The sequence below is a fragment of the Streptomyces sp. NPDC020917 genome (genome assembly GCF_044333795.1).
Classification (GTDB): Bacteria; Actinomycetota; Actinomycetes; order Streptomycetales; family Streptomycetaceae; genus Actinacidiphila.
In genome coordinates, this window is sequence record NZ_JBIRRR010000001.1 from 573,673 (window position 1) to 590,672 (window position 17,000).

The window sequence follows — 17,000 nt, forward strand, 5'->3', positions numbered from 1 at the left end:
CCCCGGCGGGCGCCGATGCCGCCTGCCTTCCTCCGGGAGTTCGTCGTGACCGTGACCATCGCTGCCCCCCGCGCCACCGAGATCTGTGCGCCGCTGCCCGTGCTCGGCCGGGACGTGTCCGTCCCGCTGGTGACCGGCGGGGAGGTGACCTACGCGGCCCTCGACTACGCCGCCAGCGCGCCCGCCCTGCAGCGGGTCTGGGACGACGTGGCCGCCTACGCGCCGTACTACGGCAGCGTCCACCGCGGCGCCGGGTACCTCTCCCAGCTCTCCACCGACCTGTTCGAGCAGAGCCGGGAGACCGTCGCGCGGTTCCTCGGCTGCCGCCCCGACGACCAGGTGGTCTTCACCCGCTCCACCACCGACTCGCTCAACCTGCTGGCCGCCGCGCTGCCGGCCGGCGCCCAGGTGTTCGTCTTCGAGACCGAGCACCACGCCTCGCTGCTGCCCTGGCAGCACCGGGGTGCCGACGTCACCTGTCTGGCCGCGCCGCGCACGCCCGAGCAGGCGGTGGCCGCGCTCGACGTGGCGCTGCACGGCGCTCCCAAGGGACCCAAGCTGGTGTGCGTCACCGGCGCGTCCAACGTCACCGGGGAGATCTGGCCGATTCGCGAACTGGCCGCCGCCGCGCACCGGCACGGCGCCCGGATCGTCCTGGACGCCGCCCAACTCGCCCCGCACCACGGGGTGGACGTCACCGCGCTGGACGTGGACTGGGTCGCCTTCTCCGGGCACAAGCTGTACGCGCCGTTCGGCTCCGGCGTGCTGGCCGGGCGGGCCGACTGGCTGCGCGACGCCGAGCCGTACCTGGCCGGCGGCGGCGCCACCCGCACCGTCGCCCGCGGCGCGGACGGCACGCTCGACGTCGAGTGGCACACCTCGGCGGCGAGGCACGAGGCCGGCTCACCCAACGTCATCGGCGCCTACGCCATCGCCTCCGCCTGCCGCGCGCTGAGCGAGGCGGGGCTGGACGCGCTGGCCGACCGCGAGCAGCAGTTGCTGCGGCGGCTGCGGGCCGGGCTCGCCGAACTCCCCGAGGTGCGGGTGCTGTCGCTGTTCGGCGACGACGCGGCGCGGGTCGGTGTGCTGTCGTTCGTCGTGAAGGGCTGGAACAGCTCGCACTTCGCCGCGGCGCTCTCCGCCGAGCACGGCATCGGCGTGCGGGACGGGCTGTTCTGCGCGCACCCGCTGGTGCGGGTGCTGCTCGACGCGGAGGAGAGCGCGCCGGGGGAGTGCGGGGCACCGGACTCCGCCCCCGGCGAGACGTCGCTGAACGCGATCCGCGTCAGCTTCGGCGCGGGCACCCCCGAGGAGCACATCACGCGCTTCCTCGCGGCCACGCGCTCCCTCATCCGGGACGGCGCGGCCTGGCGCTACCACACCGAGGCCGGGCGCTGCGTCCCGCTCAAGGCCTGACCGGCGCCTGCCGCCGGCCCGGACCGCGCAGGGCTCCGAGCGCCCTCGGAGTCCTCAGGCGTCCAGGCCGATGGCGAAGGCCGCTTCCAGGTCGTGCTGGCTGTAGGTGCGGAACGCCACGTGGGTGTCGGTGACCTCGACACCGGGGATCTTGCTGATCCGCCCGGGGATGACGTCCGCGAGGTCGTCGTGGCGGGCGACCCGCACCAGCGCGACCAGGTCGTAGTTGCCGGTCACCGAGTACACCTCGCTGACGTGGTCGAGCGCCGCGATCGCCTCGGCGATCTCCGGGATCCGGTCGACAGACGTCTTGATGAGCACGATCGCGGTGATCACGGCGGGATGTCTCCTTGGGTGGACCTGATGACGAGGCTCACCTTACGCCGTGGCCGGTAGCAGACCCATGCGCACAGGAACCCGAAGGCGAAACCGACCACGTGCGCGAGATAGGCGATGCCCGGCCCGCCCTGGGCGGTCTGCGCCGCCAGCCACTGGAGCACGAACCAGAACCCCAGCACCATCCACGCGGGGAACCGCAGCGGGATGAAGAAGAGGAACGGGAACAGGCTGGTCACCCGGGCCTTGGGGTACAGGTAGAGGTACGCGCCGAGCGCGCCGGAGATCGCCCCGGAGGCGCCGACCAGGCTCTGCGTGTCCTCGGTGTGCGCGAGGGCGAACCCGTACGTCGCCAGGTAGCCGGCCGCCAGGTAGAACAGCGCGAACCGCACCCGGCCCATGCGGTTCTCCACGTTGTCGCCGAAGACGTAGAGGAACAGCATGTTGCCGATCAGGTGCAGCCAGCCGCCGTGCAGGAACATTGCGGTGAGCACCGACAGGAACGGCACTTTCGGGTACGGCGCCGGGATCGGGCAGCCCTGCGGCAGCGGCACCCGGTCCACCGGCAGCCGCCCGTGGAACAGCTCGCTCGGGATCACCCCCCAGCGGTCGAAGTAGACCGCCTGCTCGCACTGGAGCGCGTGGCCGTGGCCGTAGGAGGGGGTGAAGCCGGACAGCGGGCCGAGCAGGAACACCGCGGTGCACAGGGCGATCAGCGTGTACGTCACGACCGGGGTGCGGCGGACCGGGTTCTTGTCGTACACCGGGATGACCATGGACCGATCATGACGGATGGGGCGTAACGGGCAAAGGTCGCCTCGCCGCAGCCGGAGGGTGACCGGCAAAGGCCGTCTCGCCGCAGCGCAGCGTCCCTTCGAGGCCGTAGGGTGACCGGGACACCGGACCGGTCCGGCGCCGCGGGCGGCGCGAAGCAGCCGCGGGCCGGGGCAGGCCCCGGTTGCGGGGACAATGGAAGCAGGAGGCGGCGGCCGCAGGGATCGAAGGGGGCGGCACCGGAGGACGTCCGTCGCTGATCCGACCGACACCGACGGACATCCGATCGGTGCGGACCTCGGACAGGGAGTGAGTGGTGGACGGTAGCGGCGGCGTTCCGGGCGCCGAAGCGGACGCGGAGCGGGCGCAGGGCGACGGCGAGCCCCTGCTGGACCGGCCGCTGCCCGAAGGTGTCCGGCATCGTGTCGTCACCATCGCCGCGGACGCGTTCGGCGGCTTCACCTATCCCGAGCTGCCGGTCTCGCTGCGCCCCTACGCCCGGTTCACCCCCTCCAGACGTGTGAAGTACGCGGCGACCGCGCTGGCCGCCGCCCTGGAGTCGGACGTGGCGTTCCGGCAGAAGGTCGCCGGCCGGCTGCGCGACTCGCAGCCCGAGCTGACCGGCGCGCTCGACGCCGGCACCCCGCCGCCCGCCGCCGACCCGCTGGACGTGGCCGCGGCCGCGTACCTGCTGCGCCCGGCCGGCTGGGCCAAGCTCGTCACCACCGCGGGCGAGGAGGCGCAGCGCGCCGATGCCGAGAAGGCCGACGAGGAGGCCCTGCGCGAACTCGCCGCGCTGCGCGGGGAGGTGGAGTCGCTGCACGCTCAGGCGCGCACCGAGGCGACCCGCGCCCGCGCCGAACTCGACACCGTCCGCAAGGAGAGCGACGCGCTGCACCGCAAGCTGCGGGCCGCGCTGAGCGACGTCAAACGGGCCGAGGCCGCGCAGCGCAAGCTGCAGGCCGAGCTGGACGAGGTACGGGCCGCCGCCGCCCAGGACAGGGCCGCCGCCGACACCGAGGCCCGCCGGCTGCGGTCCCGGCTCGCCGAGGCCGAGTCGGTGGTCGAGGCCGGGCGCAAGGCGGCCAGGGAGGGCCGCAGCACCGAGGACGTCCGGCTGCGGCTGCTGCTGGACACCGTGCTGGACGCGGCCGCCGGCCTGCGCCGCGAACTGGCCCTGCCGCCGCGGGACACCCTGGGCGTACGGCCCGCCGACACCGTCGACGCGGTCGCCCCGGGGCAGTTCAGTGCCCGCGACATCGCCACCCGCGCGCTGTCCGACACCGACCCGGCGCTGCTCGACCAGTTGCTCGCGCTGCCCCAGGCGCACCTGGTCGTCGACGGCTACAACGTCACCAAGACCGGCTACCCCTCGATGCCGTTGGAGAAGCAGCGGCTGCGGCTGCTGGGCGGGCTCGCCGCGCTGGCCGCGCAGAGCGGCGCGGAGGTCACGTGCGTGTTCGACGGGGCCGATCTGGACATGCCCGTGCTCCTCGCGCCGCCACGCGGCGTGCGGGTGCTTTTCTCCAAGTCCGGTGAGACCGCCGACGAGTTGATCCGCCGTCTGGTGCGGGCCGAGCCGCCCGGCCGGCAGATCGTGGTGGTCTCCGCGGACCGCGAGGTGGCCGACGGCGTCGCCAAGGCCGGTGCGCGGCCGGTGGCTTCGACGCTGCTGCTGCGCCGACTCGCCCGGGTCTGAACCGACCCCCCGTCCCTCCCCGCCTGGAGGCGGCGCCCTCCGGGCGGCCGCCTTCAGGAGTTGTGCCCGGAGTGTCGGTTTCGATCGGAATTCCGGCGAACGCCCTTACATGACACAGGTATTCACCACTTGGGCGCTACCCGCCGTCCCCCCGCCCTCACGGCGCGTACGACTGCCGTAAAGAATGTGCTTTGCGATCGAGATTTTGCCTACAAGGATTTGAACCGATCACAGTTAGGTCACTAAGGTCGGGCGTCGAACCTCCGCGCAGTCGATCATCCAACCCGGATGGCGCTCGGGGGCCGCCCACCATCAGGACCGGTAGGCGGCTGAAGGAAGAAGGAGCTCGCCTTCGTGGCGTCCCACCGTCGTCCCAAGCCGGCAACCCGCACTCGCGTGACCGTGCTGACCGCGACCGCCGCAGCGGCCGTCGCGCTTTCCGCTCAGGCCGCGAACGCGACCCCCGCCAAGCCGTCCGTCAAGGACGCCAAGGCCAAGGTGGACGCCCTCTACACGCAGGCGGAGCAGGCCACCGAGAAGTACGACGCTGCCAACGAGAAACTGCATACCCTGCAGAAGGAGGCCTCAAGCCTCCAGGACCAGGTCGCGCGGCAGCAGCAGCACCTGAACCAGCTCCGGGACGGCCTCGGCGCCATCGCGGCCTCGCAGTACCGCAGCGGCGGCATCGACCCGTCGCTCCAGCTCTTCCTGTCGTCCAACCCGGACAGCTACCTGGACCAGGCGACCACCCTGGACCAGCTCGGCTCCCTCCAGGCCAACGCGCTGGACCAGCTGCAGAACGCCAAGCGCACCCTGGACCAGCAGCGCGCCGAGGCCACCACCAAGCTCACCGAGCTCCAGAGCACCCGCACCGAACTGGCCCAGCGCAAGTCCGAGGCGAAGGGCAAGCTCGCGCAGGCCCAGCAGGTGCTCAACTCGCTGACCGCCGAGCAGCGCGCCCAGATGCAGCGCGACGACGCGCTCGCCGCGAGCCGCGCCAGCTCCCGGGTGGACCTGGGCAGCGCGCCCGCCGCCTCGAACTACGCGGCCGCCGCCTTCCGCGCCGCCCAGTCGAAGATCGGCGTCCCGTACGTCTACGGCGCCACCGGCCCCGGCTCGTTCGACTGCTCCGGCCTCACCTCCTGGGCCTACAAGCAGGCCGGCGTGTCGATACCCCGCACCTCGCAGGAGCAGGCGAACGCCGGGACGCGCATCTACTCGATGTCCCAGCTGCGCCAGGGCGACCTGGTCATCTTCTACGGCGACTACCACCACGTCGGGTTCTACGCGGGCAGCGGCATGGTGCTGCACGCCCCGAAGCCCGGCGCCTCGGTGCGCTACGAGGCCATCGGCGACATGCCGTTCCAGTTCGGCGTCCGCATCTGACCACGCGCCGTACGGCGTACGGGTGATGAACCCCCGTCCGGGGGTTCCCCCGTGGCCGGTGTGACCTGCGGTGAGCGGGCGGCCGCCGGCTGCCGCTCACACGTACGGGCGGCGCGATCTTTGAACTCTCCGCCACCGCCTGGCTACTGTCTGCTGCCGTGGCTTCCCATCGACGCGCTCCGCAGCCGGGCCTGGCCGCCCGTACCACCCGTGTGACCGTGCTGTCCGCGGCGGCCGCGGCCGCCGCCGCACTGTCCGGCGCCGGCGCGGAGTTCGCCGCCGCCGACCCGGGCGGCCCCGACAGCGCCTCCCGGATCGACGACCTGTACCAGCAGGCGGAGCGGGCCACCCAGGCGTACGACGCGGCGCAGGAGCAGCAGCAGCGGCTGCGCGCGGAGCTGGCGGACCTCCAGGACCGCTCGGCCCGCACCCAGCAGCGGGTCAACGAACTCCGCGACGAACTGGGCGTGCTGGCCGCCTCCCAGTACCGCAGCGGCGGCATCGACCCGTCGCTCGACCTGCTGCTGTCCGACGATCCCGACTACCTGGACCGGCTCAGCACCCTGGACCGGATCGGCGGGCAGCAGGCCGGCCGGCTGCACGAACTGCGGGCCGCGCAGCGGGCGCTGCACCAGGAGCGGGTCCAGGCCGCGGGCAGGCTCAGCGAGTTGGGCCGGGCCGGCGCGGCACTGCGGCAGCGCAAGCAGGCCGTGCAGCAGGCGCTCGGCTCCGCGCAGCGGCTGCTGGACGCGCTGCCGCCGGCCGTCCGCGCCGCCTGGACGCCGGGTGCGGACCAGCGCGCCTCGCGCGACCGGGTGCTGCCCGGCCTCCCCGACCTGCCGGCGCCCAGCGGCCGGGCCGCGCTCGCGGTCGCCGCCGCGCGCAGGGCGCTGGGCGCGCCCTACGTGTGGGGCGCGACCGGGCCCAACGCCTTCGACTGCTCGGGCCTGATGCAGTACGCCTACCGGCAGGCGGGGGTGTCGCTGCCGCGCACCTCGCAGGAGCAGATGAGCGCCGGACAGCGCGTGCCGCTCGACCGGATCAGGCCCGGCGACCTCGTCATCTACCGCGCCGACGCCAGCCACGTCGCCATGTACGTCGGCGGCGGCATGGTCATCCACGCCCCCTACCCGGGGGCGCGGGTCCGCTACGACCCGATCGGCATGATGCCCGTCACGGCCGTGACCCGCCCCTAGCCGGGTCCGGACGGATCCCGCCTGATCCGCGGCCGCCGGACGTCCCGCACACCGGCCCGCCGTGGGGACGGCGCCGCAGGTCACCGGGGCCGTACGATCGGGGCGTGGCCGCGGTGTGCGAAGGACGTTCCAGGGCCGCCGCGGCGGGGCGTGCGGTGGTCGTCGCCGTGCTGCTCGCCCTCCTCGCCACGCTGGCCGGCTGCGACCGGGGGAGCAGCGGGCCGTCGCCCGCGCCGGACGACACGGCGCTGCGGCAGCTGTTCGACCAGCACGCGGCCGCGGTCCTGCACCACGACCGCGCCGCCTTCCTCGCCGGCATCGACCCGAAGGCCCAGCGGTACCGCGCCCGCCAGCAGCAGGTCTTCGCCGACCTGGCGCAGGTGCCGCTGGCGGGCTGGTCGTACACCGTGGTGCGCACCGGCGCCTTCCCGCTGCCGCCCGCCGCCGACGGTGTCCGGCAGGCCGCCGCGGAGGTCCGGGTCGGCTACCGGATCGCCGGCTACGACACCCGGCCCGTGCTCTCCACCGCCTATCTGACGCTCACCCAGCGCGGCGGGCGCTGGTACCTCGCCGGGGACGACGACGGCGCGTCGAGCGGCCACCGCAGCGACGTCCAGCTGTGGGACCAGGGCCCCGTCCGGGTCGTGCACGGCACCCGCTCCCTGGTGCTGGGCCTGGCGCCGGACAAGGCGCTGCGGGAGTACGCGGCCGACGCCGACCGGGCGGTGCCGGAGGTGACCCGGGCCTGGGGAGCCGACTGGCCGCGCAAGGTCGTCGTCGAGGCACCGGCCACCCTGGACCAGATGGCCGCGCTGCTGAACGTCAGCGCCACCGCGTACCAGGGGATCGCCGCGGTCACCACGGGCGAGCTGGGCGTGGGCGCGGCGCCCGCGGACCGGGTGATCGTCAACCCGCAGGCGTTCGGGCTGCTGTCCACGTTCGGCAAGCAGGTCGTGCTCACCCACGAGACCACGCACGTGGCGACCCGGCAGTCCACCGACGGCAACACCCCGCTGTGGCTGTCGGAGGGCACCGCGGACTGGGTCGCCTACCGCGACTCCGGGCGCACCGCCCCCGAGATCGCGCCGGAACTGGCCGGGGACATCCAGGCCGGACGGGTGCCCGGCGCGCTGCCGACCGCTGCCGACTTCCGCGCCGGCTCCGCCCGGCTGGCCCAGGCGTACGAGGGCGCCTGGCTCGCCTGCCGGCTGATCGCCGACCAGTGGTCGCCGCAGACCCTCACCGCCTTCTACCGCGCGGTGGCCCGAGGCGGCACCCTGGACGCGCACCTGCGCAGCACCCTGGGCCTGTCCACCGCCCAGTTCACCGCCCGCTGGCAGGTCTACCTCCGGAAGGAACTGTCGTGAGCGACACACGCGGGGCCGCCGGGCCGCTGCCGGGTCCGGGCGGCGGGGGTGCGCCCGGTGGGCGGGGGAGCGGGCAGGGAGACGGTATGGGTGACGCGCACGGGGCGGCCGGGCCGCGGCGGGGGAGCGAGCGAGGAGACGGCGTGAGTACGGATGCGGGTGGGCGGGAGCGTCAGGAAGGCGCCGGGGACGGGGAGTTCAGCACGGAGGAGGTGGCGCGCGGGCGCGCGCTGTACCGGCGTGTGTGGCCGCTGGCCGTCGGGGCGTCGGCCGCCACGCTGGCGCTGACGCTGGTGCTCGGGCTGACGCCGGCGGGCGCCGGGCTGGTGGGTGCGTTCGGGCACGCCTGGGCGGCGCGGGTGGCCGGCGCGGCGGTGACGCTCGTGCTGCTGCCGATGCTGCTGGAGCTGCCGTTCGCGGCCCGCGGCCGGGTGGAGCGGGACCGGTTCGGCCTGGTCACCCAGGGCTGGGGCGGCTGGGCGGTCGACCGGCTGCGCGGGCTGCTGATCTCGCTGCCCCTGGCCCTGGGTGCGATGTTCGCGGTGTACGCGCTGGCCGGTGTGACCCGGTGGTGGTGGGTGTGGGCGGCGCTCGGCGCGGCGGCGATGACGCTGCTGCTGTCGTTCCTCGCACCGCTGGTCTTCGAGCCGCTGTTCAACCGCTTCACGCCGATGCAACCGGGGCCGCTGCGCGACGCGCTGCTCGCGCTGGCGGCCCGCGACGGCGTCGCCGTGCGCGACGTGCTGGTCGCCGACGCGTCCCGCCGGACCACTGCGCTCAACGCCTACGTGTCCGGCTTCGGCCGCACCCGGCGGATCGTCGCCTACGACACCCTGCTGGCGACCGCGGAGCCGCGCGAGGTCGAGCTGGTCGTCGCCCACGAACTCGGGCACGTGGTGCACCGCGACGTGCTGCGCGGCACCGTGCTCGGCGCGGTCGGCGCGGGGCTCGGGGTGTGCGTGCTCGCGGCCGTCGTGTCCTGGCGGCCGCTGCTGGACGCGGCGGGCGTGGCGCGGTTCGCCGACCCGCGGTCGGCCTGGCTGCTGGCGGCGGCCGCCGCGGTGGGCGGGGCGCTGGCCGGGCCGTTCGGACGGGCCCTGAGCCGGCGGATCGAGCGGCGGGCCGACGTGCACGCGCTGGATCTCACCGCGGCCCCCGCCGAGTTCGTCGCGATGCAGCGCCGGCTGACCGTCACCAATGTCGCCCACCCGTACCCGCCCCGACTGCCCCACCTGCTGCTGTCCACACACCCCGCACCCGCCGAGCGCATCCGCCTGGCCCGCACCTGGCGCCCCCGCGCCCACTGACCGCCCTCCGGCCCGGCTCCGGGCCCGCCCGCACACCGTACGGCCGATTGCCCACGCGCCGAGCCCGACGACCGTAGGCCCGCGGGTTCACGGCGACGAGGGCCGCCCGCGGGCCGGGTTGAGGGCCGGCACGCCGTACAGGGCGGGTGCCCGTCGGGCGGGGAGCCCGTGCCGGGCCCGGGGGTCACTGCCCGCTGAGGACGGACAGGGCGCCTGGCTCGACGGGCTCGGCGCGGGCCGTGGTCGGCTCGGTGCGGGGCACCGTGGCCGCCCACAGCCGGCGGCAGCTGATCACGGACGCGGCCACCAGGAGGCCGTTGCGCACCCCGAGCAGCAGCAGCCCCCACACGTCCCCGGAGGTCACGTGGGTGAAGAACACCGGGAACTCCAGGGTGGTGAACAGCCCCGCCGCCAGCGTCAGGTACACCGGTAGCCGCAGCACCGTGCCCCGCGCCGACGCGCACACCGCGGCCACGCCGACCAGCCACACCATGTACTGGGGGCTGATCACCCGGCTCGTGGTGGTGAACACCAGCAGCGCGGTGAACGCCGCGTCGTACGGGGTCGCCGAGGTGAACCGCCGGGCCCGCAGCCGCCACCACAGCAGCCAGCACATGCCGAGCACGCTCAGGCCCAGGGCCGCGGCGCTCACCAGGTGCACGTGCCGGCCGAGGAACTCCATGGAGCCGTAGTGCATCCGGACCTGGCCGTGCCAGCCGAAGTGCCGGGCCACGTGGAAGACCATGGCGCCCAGCGACTCGACCTCGGTGCCGCGGTCGCGCTGGAAGGCGAGGAACGACAGCGCGTTGCGCATCAGCGCCGCGAACAGCGCCAGCAGCGCCGCGATCGCGGCCGCCGCCGACAGCCACGAGCGGCGCAGCGGCCGGCCCCGGGGTGCGCCGATCAGCACCAGCAGCGGCCACAGCTTCAGCATCGCGCCGAACCCGGCGAGGGCGCCCGCGACGGCCGGGCGCCGCCGGAACGCCAGCAGCGCCAGCACCGCGACCGCCGTCACCATCACGTCGTAGCGGGCGTAGACGATCGGGCCGAGGAGCGCCACGCCGCCCACCCACACCCACACGCCGCCGAGCCGCCCCGAGCCCCGGGCGTCGCGCAGCAGCGCCCCCAGCACCACCGCGTCGGCCAGCAGCGCCAGCACGAAGAAGGCCGCCGCGTAGTCCAGGAACGGCAGCGCGCCCGGCGCGAGCAGCGGCACCGCGGCGCCCGGCGGGTACTGCCAGGACACGTCGTGGGCCGGGAAGGCCCCGGCGCTCAGCACCGGGTACCACCCGCGGTAGATGTCCTGCACGTCGTGGACCACCACCTGGCCGGGGAACCGGACCACCTGGAACACGAAGACCAGCAGGAGGGCGCGGCTGGCCGCCCAGACCGCGAGGGCGCCGCCCACGCCTCCGATACGGGTGTTTGTCACGGTATGCATCATGCGTGCCGCCGCCCCCGCACCCCTGGACGGACGCGACCCGCACGCCCGGCCGGGTGAACGTCCCGCGGTGCGGGCAGGGGAGAAGCAGGAGAGGCGGGCGTCCGGACGGCGGTCCCGCGGGCCGCGGGCGCGCGGCTCCCGGCGAGGGCCGTCGGATAGACTCCGACCTTCCCTGCCCGCCTCCGCACAGGTCACCGAGGGACAGCACGGCGTGGACAAGACCCTGATCGTCACCAACGACTTCCCGCCGCGTCCCGGCGGCATCCAGTCCTTCGTGCACAGCATGGCGCTGCGCCTGGACCCGGGCAGCGTGGTCGTCTACGCCTCGACCTGGAAGGACGGCACGGAGGTCGCGCGGTTCGACGCCGAGCAGCCGTTCCCGGTGGTCCGCGACCGCACGTCGATGCTGCTGCCCACGCCCCGGGTGACCCGCACCGCAGCCCGGCTGCTGCGCGAACACGGCTGCTCCTCCGTGTGGTTCGGGGCGGCCGCGCCGCTGGGGCTGATGGCGCCCGCGCTGCGCAGGGCCGGCGCGCGGCGGCTGGTCGGCACCACGCACGGCCACGAAGCCGGATGGGCCCAACTGCCGGGCAGCAGGCGGCTGCTGCGCAGGATCGGCGAGGGCACCGACACCCTCACCTACCTCGGCGAGTACACCCGCTCCCGGATCGCTGCCGCGCTCACCGAGCAGGCCGCCGCCCGCATGGTCCAACTCCCGCCGGGCGTCGACGAGAAGACGTTCCACCCGGGTTCGGGCGGCGCGGTGGTCAGGGCGCGGCTCGGCCTCGCCGACCGGCCGGTGGTGGTGTGCGTGTCGCGGCTGGTGCAGCGCAAGGGGCAGGACACGCTGATCCTGGCGATGCCGCGGATCCTGCGGGAGTTCCCCGACGCGGCGCTGCTGATCGTCGGCGGCGGCCCGTACCGCACCGAGCTGGAGACACTCGCCGAGCGCACCGGGATCCGCGAGGCGGTGCACTTCACCGGCCCGGTGCCGTGGGAGGAACTGCCCGCGCACTACGGGGCGGGCGACGTCTTCGCGATGCCCTGCCGCACCCGGCGCGGCGGCCTGGACGTCGAGGGCCTCGGCATCGTCTACCTGGAGGCCTCGGCGACCGGCCTGCCGGTGGTCGCCGGCGACTCCGGCGGCGCGCCGGACGCGGTGCTCGACGGGGAGACCGGCTGGGTGGTGCAGGGCGGGTCGCCCGAGCAGGCCGCCGAGCGCATCCTGACCCTGCTGCACGACCCCGAACTGCGCCGCAGCATGGGCGAGCGGGGCCGCGACTGGGTCGAACGCGCCTGGCGCTGGGACCTGCTGGCCACCCGCCTGAAGTCGCTGCTCTGAGCGCGCCCGGGCGGGGCGCCGCCCGGCGCGGGCCGCGCTACGCGCGGTAGAGGGCGTCGACCTCGTCGGCGAACTCGGCCAGCACGACGTTCCGCTTCAGCTTCATCGACGGCGTCACATGTCCGGACTCCTCGGTGAACTGGCTCGTCAGGACGCGGAACTTGCGCACCGACTCGGCCTTCGAGACCGCCGCGTTGCCCTCGTCCACCGCATGCTGCACCGCGGCCAGCAGGTCCGGGTCCGCGGCCAGTTCGGCCACCGTGCGGCCCGCCTTGCCGTGCTGCTCCGCCCAGCGCGGCAGGAACTCCTCGTCCAGGGTGATCAGCGCGGCCACGAACGGCCGCTGGTCGCCGACCACGATGCACTCGGCCACCAGCGCGTCCGCCCGGATCCGGTCCTCGATCACCGCGGGCGCGACGTTCTTGCCGCCGGCCGTCACGATGATCTCCTTCTTGCGGCCGGTGATGGACAGGTAGCCGTCCTGGTCCAGCGTCCCCAGGTCGCCGGTGTGGAACCAGCCATCGGCCATCGCCTCGGCGGTCGCCGCCTCGTTGTTCCAGTAGCCGGTGAACAGGTGCTCGCCGTAGAGCAGTACCTCGCCGTCGTCGGCGATCCGCACGGTGGAGCCGGGCAGCGGCTGGCCAACGGTGCCGATCTTGGTGCGGTCCCACGGGTTGAACGCGGTGGCCGCGCAGGACTCGGTGAGCCCGTAGCCCTCCAGCACCGTGAAGCCGATGCCGCGGTAGAAGTGGCCGAGCCGCTCGCCGAGCGGTGCGCCGCCGGAGATCGCGTGGGTGGCCCTGCCGCCCAGCACCGCGCGCAGCCGGCTGTAGACGAGCCGGTCGAAGACCTTGTGGGCCAGCCGGAGCTTCAGCGACGGGCCGCCGGGGGTGTCGAGCGCCGTGCTGTACGCGATCGCGGCGGCGGCCGCCTTGTCGAAGATCCGGCCCTTGCCGCCGGCCTGCGCGGTGGCGCGCGCGGTGTTGTAGACCTTCTCGAACACCCGCGGCACGCCGAGGATCAGCGTGGGCCGGAAGCCCTGCAGGTCGTCGGTGAGGTTCTTGATGTCGGGCACGTGGCCCAGCCGGATCGGCGCCATCACGGCGGCCACCTCGACCAGCCGGCCGAAGACATGGGCCAGCGGCAGGAACAGCAGCACCGAGGAGTCGCCGGTCCGGAACAGCGGCGCCAGCCGCTCCACCACGTTGCCGCACTCGGCGAAGAAGCTCCGGTGGCTGAGCACGCAGCCCTTGGGGCGGCCGGTGGTGCCCGAGGTGTAGACGATGGTGGCAGGCGAGTCCGCGTTCGCCGACGCCGCCCGCTCGTCGACCACCGCGTCCGACACGTCCGTGCCGGACGCGTTCAGCGCGTCGACCGCGCCGCCGTCGATCCGCCACACGTGCTTGAGCTGCGGCAGCCGCTCGCGCACCGACTCCACCACGGCCTCGTGCGCGGCGGACTCCACCACCACCGCGACCGCGCCGGAGTCGGCCAGGATCCACTCCACCTGGGAGGCCGACGAGGTCTCGTACACCGGGACGGCGACCGCGCCGGCGGTCCACACCGCGAAGTCCAGCAGCGTCCACTCGTAGCGGGTCCTGGACATCAGGGCGACCCGGTCGCCCGGCTGCACGCCGGAGGCGATCAGGCCCTTGGCCGCAGCCCGCACCTCGGTGAGGAACGCCGCCGCCGTGACGTCCTGCCATCCCCCCGCGGCGTCCTTGCGGCCGATCACGGGGATGTCGGGATGCTGCGTGGCGTTGCGGCGGATCAGGTCCGTCAGGTTGCCGTCCGCGGGGACCTCGTACAGAGCGGGAAGGCTGAACTCACGCAAGGCAGCTGCTCCTCATCGGTGCCACGGCGCACCCGGAGGGAAGATGGACGGCCTGGACGTTACCCATCGGTAAAGCTCCGGCGATAGGGGGGCAGTACAGATGTTTTCAGCATCACACACCGGGGGAGTGCCGGGCCGGCGGGGCGGCGCGCCGCTTGCGGAACACTAGACCAGGGCGCCCCGCGCCGGAGTGTGACCCCCCATAAGGTGCCCGCTATAGGGTGACCGTATGCGGGTGCATGTGGTGAGCGACGTCCACGGGGCGGCCGAGGCGCTGGCCCGGGCCGGAGACGGCGCGGACGCCCTGGTCTGCCTCGGTGACCTGGTGCTCTTCCTCGACTACGCGGACCACTCCCGCGGCATCTTCCCCGACCTGTTCGGGGTGGCGAACGCCGACCGCATGGTGGAGCTGCGCACCGCCCGCAGGTTCGACGAGGCCCGCGACCTGGACCGGCAGCTCTGGGACGGCCTCGACCGGCGCGTCACCATCGAGACCGCGGTGCGCAAGCAGTACGCCGAGCTGTTCGCGGCCTTCCCGACCCCCACGTACGCGACCTACGGCAATGTCGACATCCCGGCGCTGTGGGCGGAGTACGCCGCGCCCGGCACCACCGTGCTCGACGGCGCCACGGCCGAGATCGGCGGCCGTACGTTCGGCTTCGTCGGCGGCGGGCTGCGCACCGCGATGCGCACCCCCTACGAGATCGACGAGGACGCCTACGCGGCCAAGGTCGCCGCGCTCGGGCCGGTCGACGTGCTCTGCTCGCACATCCCGCCGGCCGTCCCCGAGCTCTGCTACGACACCACGGCGCGCCGCTTCGAACGCGGCAGCCAGGCGCTGCTGGCGGCGGTCCGCGACCTGCAGCCCAAGTACGCGCTCTTCGGCCATGTCCACCAGCCGCTGTGGGCCAGGACCAGGATCGGCCGGACCGAGTGCATCAACGTGGGCCACTTCAACCACACCCGCACCCCCTGGGTCCTGGAGTGGTGACGTCGCGTCTCGGCGGTGACAGCCGCCGTACGCAGGCGCGGTAGCCTGCACCTGCAGCCAGCAGCACCGTTCAGGAGGGCCACGGCCATGGCGGAACACACGAGGTCCAGCATCACCATCGAGGCGGCCCCGGCGGCCGTCATGGGCGTCATCGCCGACTTCGGCCGCTACCCGGAGTGGACCGGCGAGGTGAAGGAGGCCGAGGTCCTGGCCACCGACGCGTCCGGCCGCGCCGAGCAGGTCAGGCTGCTGCTCGACGCCGGCGCCATCAAGGACGACCACACCCTGGCGTACACCTGGATCAGTGACAACGAGGTGCAGTGGTCGCTGGTCAAGTCGCAGATGCTGCGCACGCTGGACGGCTCCTACGCGCTGGTCCCGCTCGACGGCGGCGCCCGCACCGAGGTCACCTACCAGCTGACCGTCGACGTCAAGATCCCGATGCTCGGGATGATCAAGCGCAAGGCCGAGAAGGTGATCATCGACCGGGCGCTGGCCGGGCTGAAGAAGCGGGTCGAGACACCGGTCGCACAGCAGGACGCCGGCAAGGACGCCGGCACCGCCGGCGAACCGGCCTGACCGCGTGACCGCGCTGACCGGCGTCCGCACGCTGCTCGTCACCGGCGCGGGCGGCGCCGGCCGCACCAGCGCCGCGGCGGCGACCGCCGCGGCCGCCGCCCGCGACGGCAGCCGCACCCTGCTGCTGACCGCCGCCGGCACCTCCGTCCTCGACCCGTTGCTGCCGCCGGGCGGCCGGGACGCGCTCCCCGCGCCGGTCTCCGGGCTGCCGCAGCCCTACGCGGTGGACGGCGGCGACGACCTGTACGTCGCCATGACCGATCCCGCGGCCTCCTTCCGCGCCGGGACGCTGGACCTGCAGGAGCGGATCGGCAGCCTGCTGGGCATGCTCGGCGCGGCGCCGCTGGACCCCGAGGAACTCACCGCGGTGCCCGGCGCCGAGGCCCTGGCGATGCTGCGCGCACTGCGCGAGGCGCGCGGGCCGGAGGCCGCCTGGGACCTGGTCGTGGTGGACCTGCCGCCGGTCGCCGACGCGATCAGGCTGCTCGCCCTGCCCGAGCAACTGCGGCGCTACCTGCGGCGGTTGCTGCCGGCCGACCGGCAGGCCGCCCGCGCGCTGCGCCCGGTGCTGGCCCAGCTCGCCGGCGTGCCGATGCCCGCCGAGTGGGCCTACGAGGCGGCGGCCCGCGCCGACGGCGAACTGGCCGCGGTCCAGGCGGTCGTCGACGCCCCCGACACGGCCGCCGCGGTGGTCGTGGAACCGGACGCGGCGGCGGACGCGACCCTGCGCACCGCGCGGACCGGGTTCGCCCTCTACGGCCACCGGCTCGCCGCCGTCGTCGCCAACCGCGTGCTGCCGACCGGCTCCGCCGACCCGTTCCTGGCCGGCCTCTCCGGCCACCAGCAGGACGTCCTCAAGCTGCTCGCCGACCAGTGCGCGACGGACGGCGTCCCGCTCGTCGAGTGCGCCCACCTCGGCCGCGCCCCGCACGCCGGCGACGACGTCCCGGCCGTCCCGGTGGCGCTGCCCGAGCCCGGGCACGCCGAGCCGGCGCCGCAACGGCCCGCCGAGCCATGGGCGGTGGAGGACCGGCTCGGCAGCGACGGCTGCTTCGTCTGGACGCTCCCCCTTCCCGGCGCCGCCCGCGAGGGCCTCGACCTCGTCCGGCGCGGCGACGAACTCGTCGTCGACGCGGGCGGGTTCCGCCGCATCGTCCCCCTCCCCTCCGCCCTGCGCCGCTGCACCGTCGCCGGCGCGGCGCTCCGCGAGGGATCCCTCGCGGTCCGGTTCACGCCGGATCCGGACGTCTGGCCGAGGTGAGGCCCCTTTTTTGCCGGCCTCTCGCCTCCGGGCCCTTAGAACCGGTGTCTGCCGGTCGATCGTGCTCG

14 protein-coding genes are annotated in these 17,000 nt (G+C 74.5%); 10 read left to right on the forward strand and 4 right to left on the reverse strand.

The features are described from left to right. Positions 1–15 precede the first annotated feature (15 nt). Positions 16–1,416, forward strand: a complete 1,401-nt coding sequence (locus tag ACH4TG_RS02450; protein ID WP_398239941.1) for an aminotransferase class V-fold PLP-dependent enzyme — start codon at positions 16–18, stop codon at positions 1,414–1,416. A gap of 54 nt (positions 1,417–1,470) precedes the next feature. Here ACH4TG_RS02450 and ACH4TG_RS02455 read toward each other — a convergent pair whose 3' ends face one another. Continuing rightward, positions 1,471–1,752, reverse strand: a complete 282-nt coding sequence (locus ACH4TG_RS02455) for an Lrp/AsnC family transcriptional regulator (RefSeq protein WP_398239943.1) — start codon at positions 1,750–1,752, stop codon at positions 1,471–1,473. Then, positions 1,749–2,528 (reverse strand): rhomboid family intramembrane serine protease, encoded by a 780-nt coding sequence (locus ACH4TG_RS02460; RefSeq protein ID WP_398239945.1) that lies wholly within the window; start codon positions 2,526–2,528, stop codon positions 1,749–1,751. The genes ACH4TG_RS02455 and ACH4TG_RS02460 overlap by 4 nt, the downstream gene beginning before the upstream one ends. A 311-nt stretch (positions 2,529–2,839) precedes the next feature. Between ACH4TG_RS02460 and ACH4TG_RS02465 the strand changes: the two genes are divergently transcribed. From ACH4TG_RS02465 to ACH4TG_RS02485, 5 genes are all read left to right on the forward strand, one after another. After that, positions 2,840–4,225, forward strand: coding sequence for an NYN domain-containing protein (locus ACH4TG_RS02465; protein WP_398239947.1), 1,386 nt, complete (start codon positions 2,840–2,842; stop codon positions 4,223–4,225). A gap of 354 nt (positions 4,226–4,579) precedes the next feature. Further along, complete coding sequence (locus ACH4TG_RS02470) at positions 4,580–5,611, forward strand: NlpC/P60 family protein (RefSeq protein ID WP_398239949.1); 1,032 nt, start codon at positions 4,580–4,582, stop codon at positions 5,609–5,611. A gap of 158 nt (positions 5,612–5,769) precedes the next feature. Then, on the forward strand, positions 5,770–6,807 hold the full coding sequence (locus ACH4TG_RS02475; protein ID WP_398239951.1) for an NlpC/P60 family protein: 1,038 nt from the start codon (positions 5,770–5,772) through the stop codon (positions 6,805–6,807). A 104-nt stretch (positions 6,808–6,911) separates the two neighbouring features. Beyond that, on the forward strand, positions 6,912–8,174 hold the full coding sequence (locus ACH4TG_RS02480; protein ID WP_398239953.1) for a hypothetical protein: 1,263 nt from the start codon (positions 6,912–6,914) through the stop codon (positions 8,172–8,174). A 143-nt stretch (positions 8,175–8,317) separates the two neighbouring features. Continuing rightward, positions 8,318–9,481, forward strand: a complete 1,164-nt coding sequence (locus tag ACH4TG_RS02485; RefSeq protein WP_398239955.1) for a M48 family metalloprotease — start codon at positions 8,318–8,320, stop codon at positions 9,479–9,481. A gap of 184 nt (positions 9,482–9,665) precedes the next feature. Here ACH4TG_RS02485 and ACH4TG_RS02490 read toward each other — a convergent pair whose 3' ends face one another. Then, entirely contained in the window at positions 9,666–10,922 is a 1,257-nt protein-coding gene (locus ACH4TG_RS02490; RefSeq protein WP_398240468.1) for a glycosyltransferase 87 family protein, read from the reverse strand. Positions 10,923–11,136: 214 nt separating this feature from the next. On the opposite strand from ACH4TG_RS02490, the gene ACH4TG_RS02495 reads away from it, so the two are divergent. Beyond that, positions 11,137–12,267: a glycosyltransferase family 4 protein gene (locus tag ACH4TG_RS02495; protein ID WP_398239957.1), complete on the forward strand. Its 1,131-nt coding sequence runs from the start codon at positions 11,137–11,139 to the stop codon at positions 12,265–12,267. A gap of 37 nt (positions 12,268–12,304) precedes the next feature. Here ACH4TG_RS02495 and ACH4TG_RS02500 read toward each other — a convergent pair whose 3' ends face one another. Beyond that, positions 12,305–14,101, reverse strand: coding sequence for an AMP-dependent synthetase/ligase (locus ACH4TG_RS02500; RefSeq protein WP_398239959.1), 1,797 nt, complete (start codon positions 14,099–14,101; stop codon positions 12,305–12,307). A gap of 229 nt (positions 14,102–14,330) precedes the next feature. On the opposite strand from ACH4TG_RS02500, the gene ACH4TG_RS02505 reads away from it, so the two are divergent. From ACH4TG_RS02505 to ACH4TG_RS02515, 3 genes are all read left to right on the forward strand, one after another. Beyond that, positions 14,331–15,092: a metallophosphoesterase gene (locus tag ACH4TG_RS02505; RefSeq protein WP_398239961.1), complete on the forward strand. Its 762-nt coding sequence runs from the start codon at positions 14,331–14,333 to the stop codon at positions 15,090–15,092. A gap of 87 nt (positions 15,093–15,179) precedes the next feature. Further along, on the forward strand, positions 15,180–15,671 hold the full coding sequence (locus tag ACH4TG_RS02510; RefSeq protein ID WP_398239963.1) for an SRPBCC family protein: 492 nt from the start codon (positions 15,180–15,182) through the stop codon (positions 15,669–15,671). Between the two features lie 4 nt (positions 15,672–15,675). Further along, positions 15,676–16,932, forward strand: coding sequence for an ArsA family ATPase (locus tag ACH4TG_RS02515; protein WP_398239965.1), 1,257 nt, complete (start codon positions 15,676–15,678; stop codon positions 16,930–16,932). Positions 16,933–17,000: the final 68 nt, after the last annotated feature.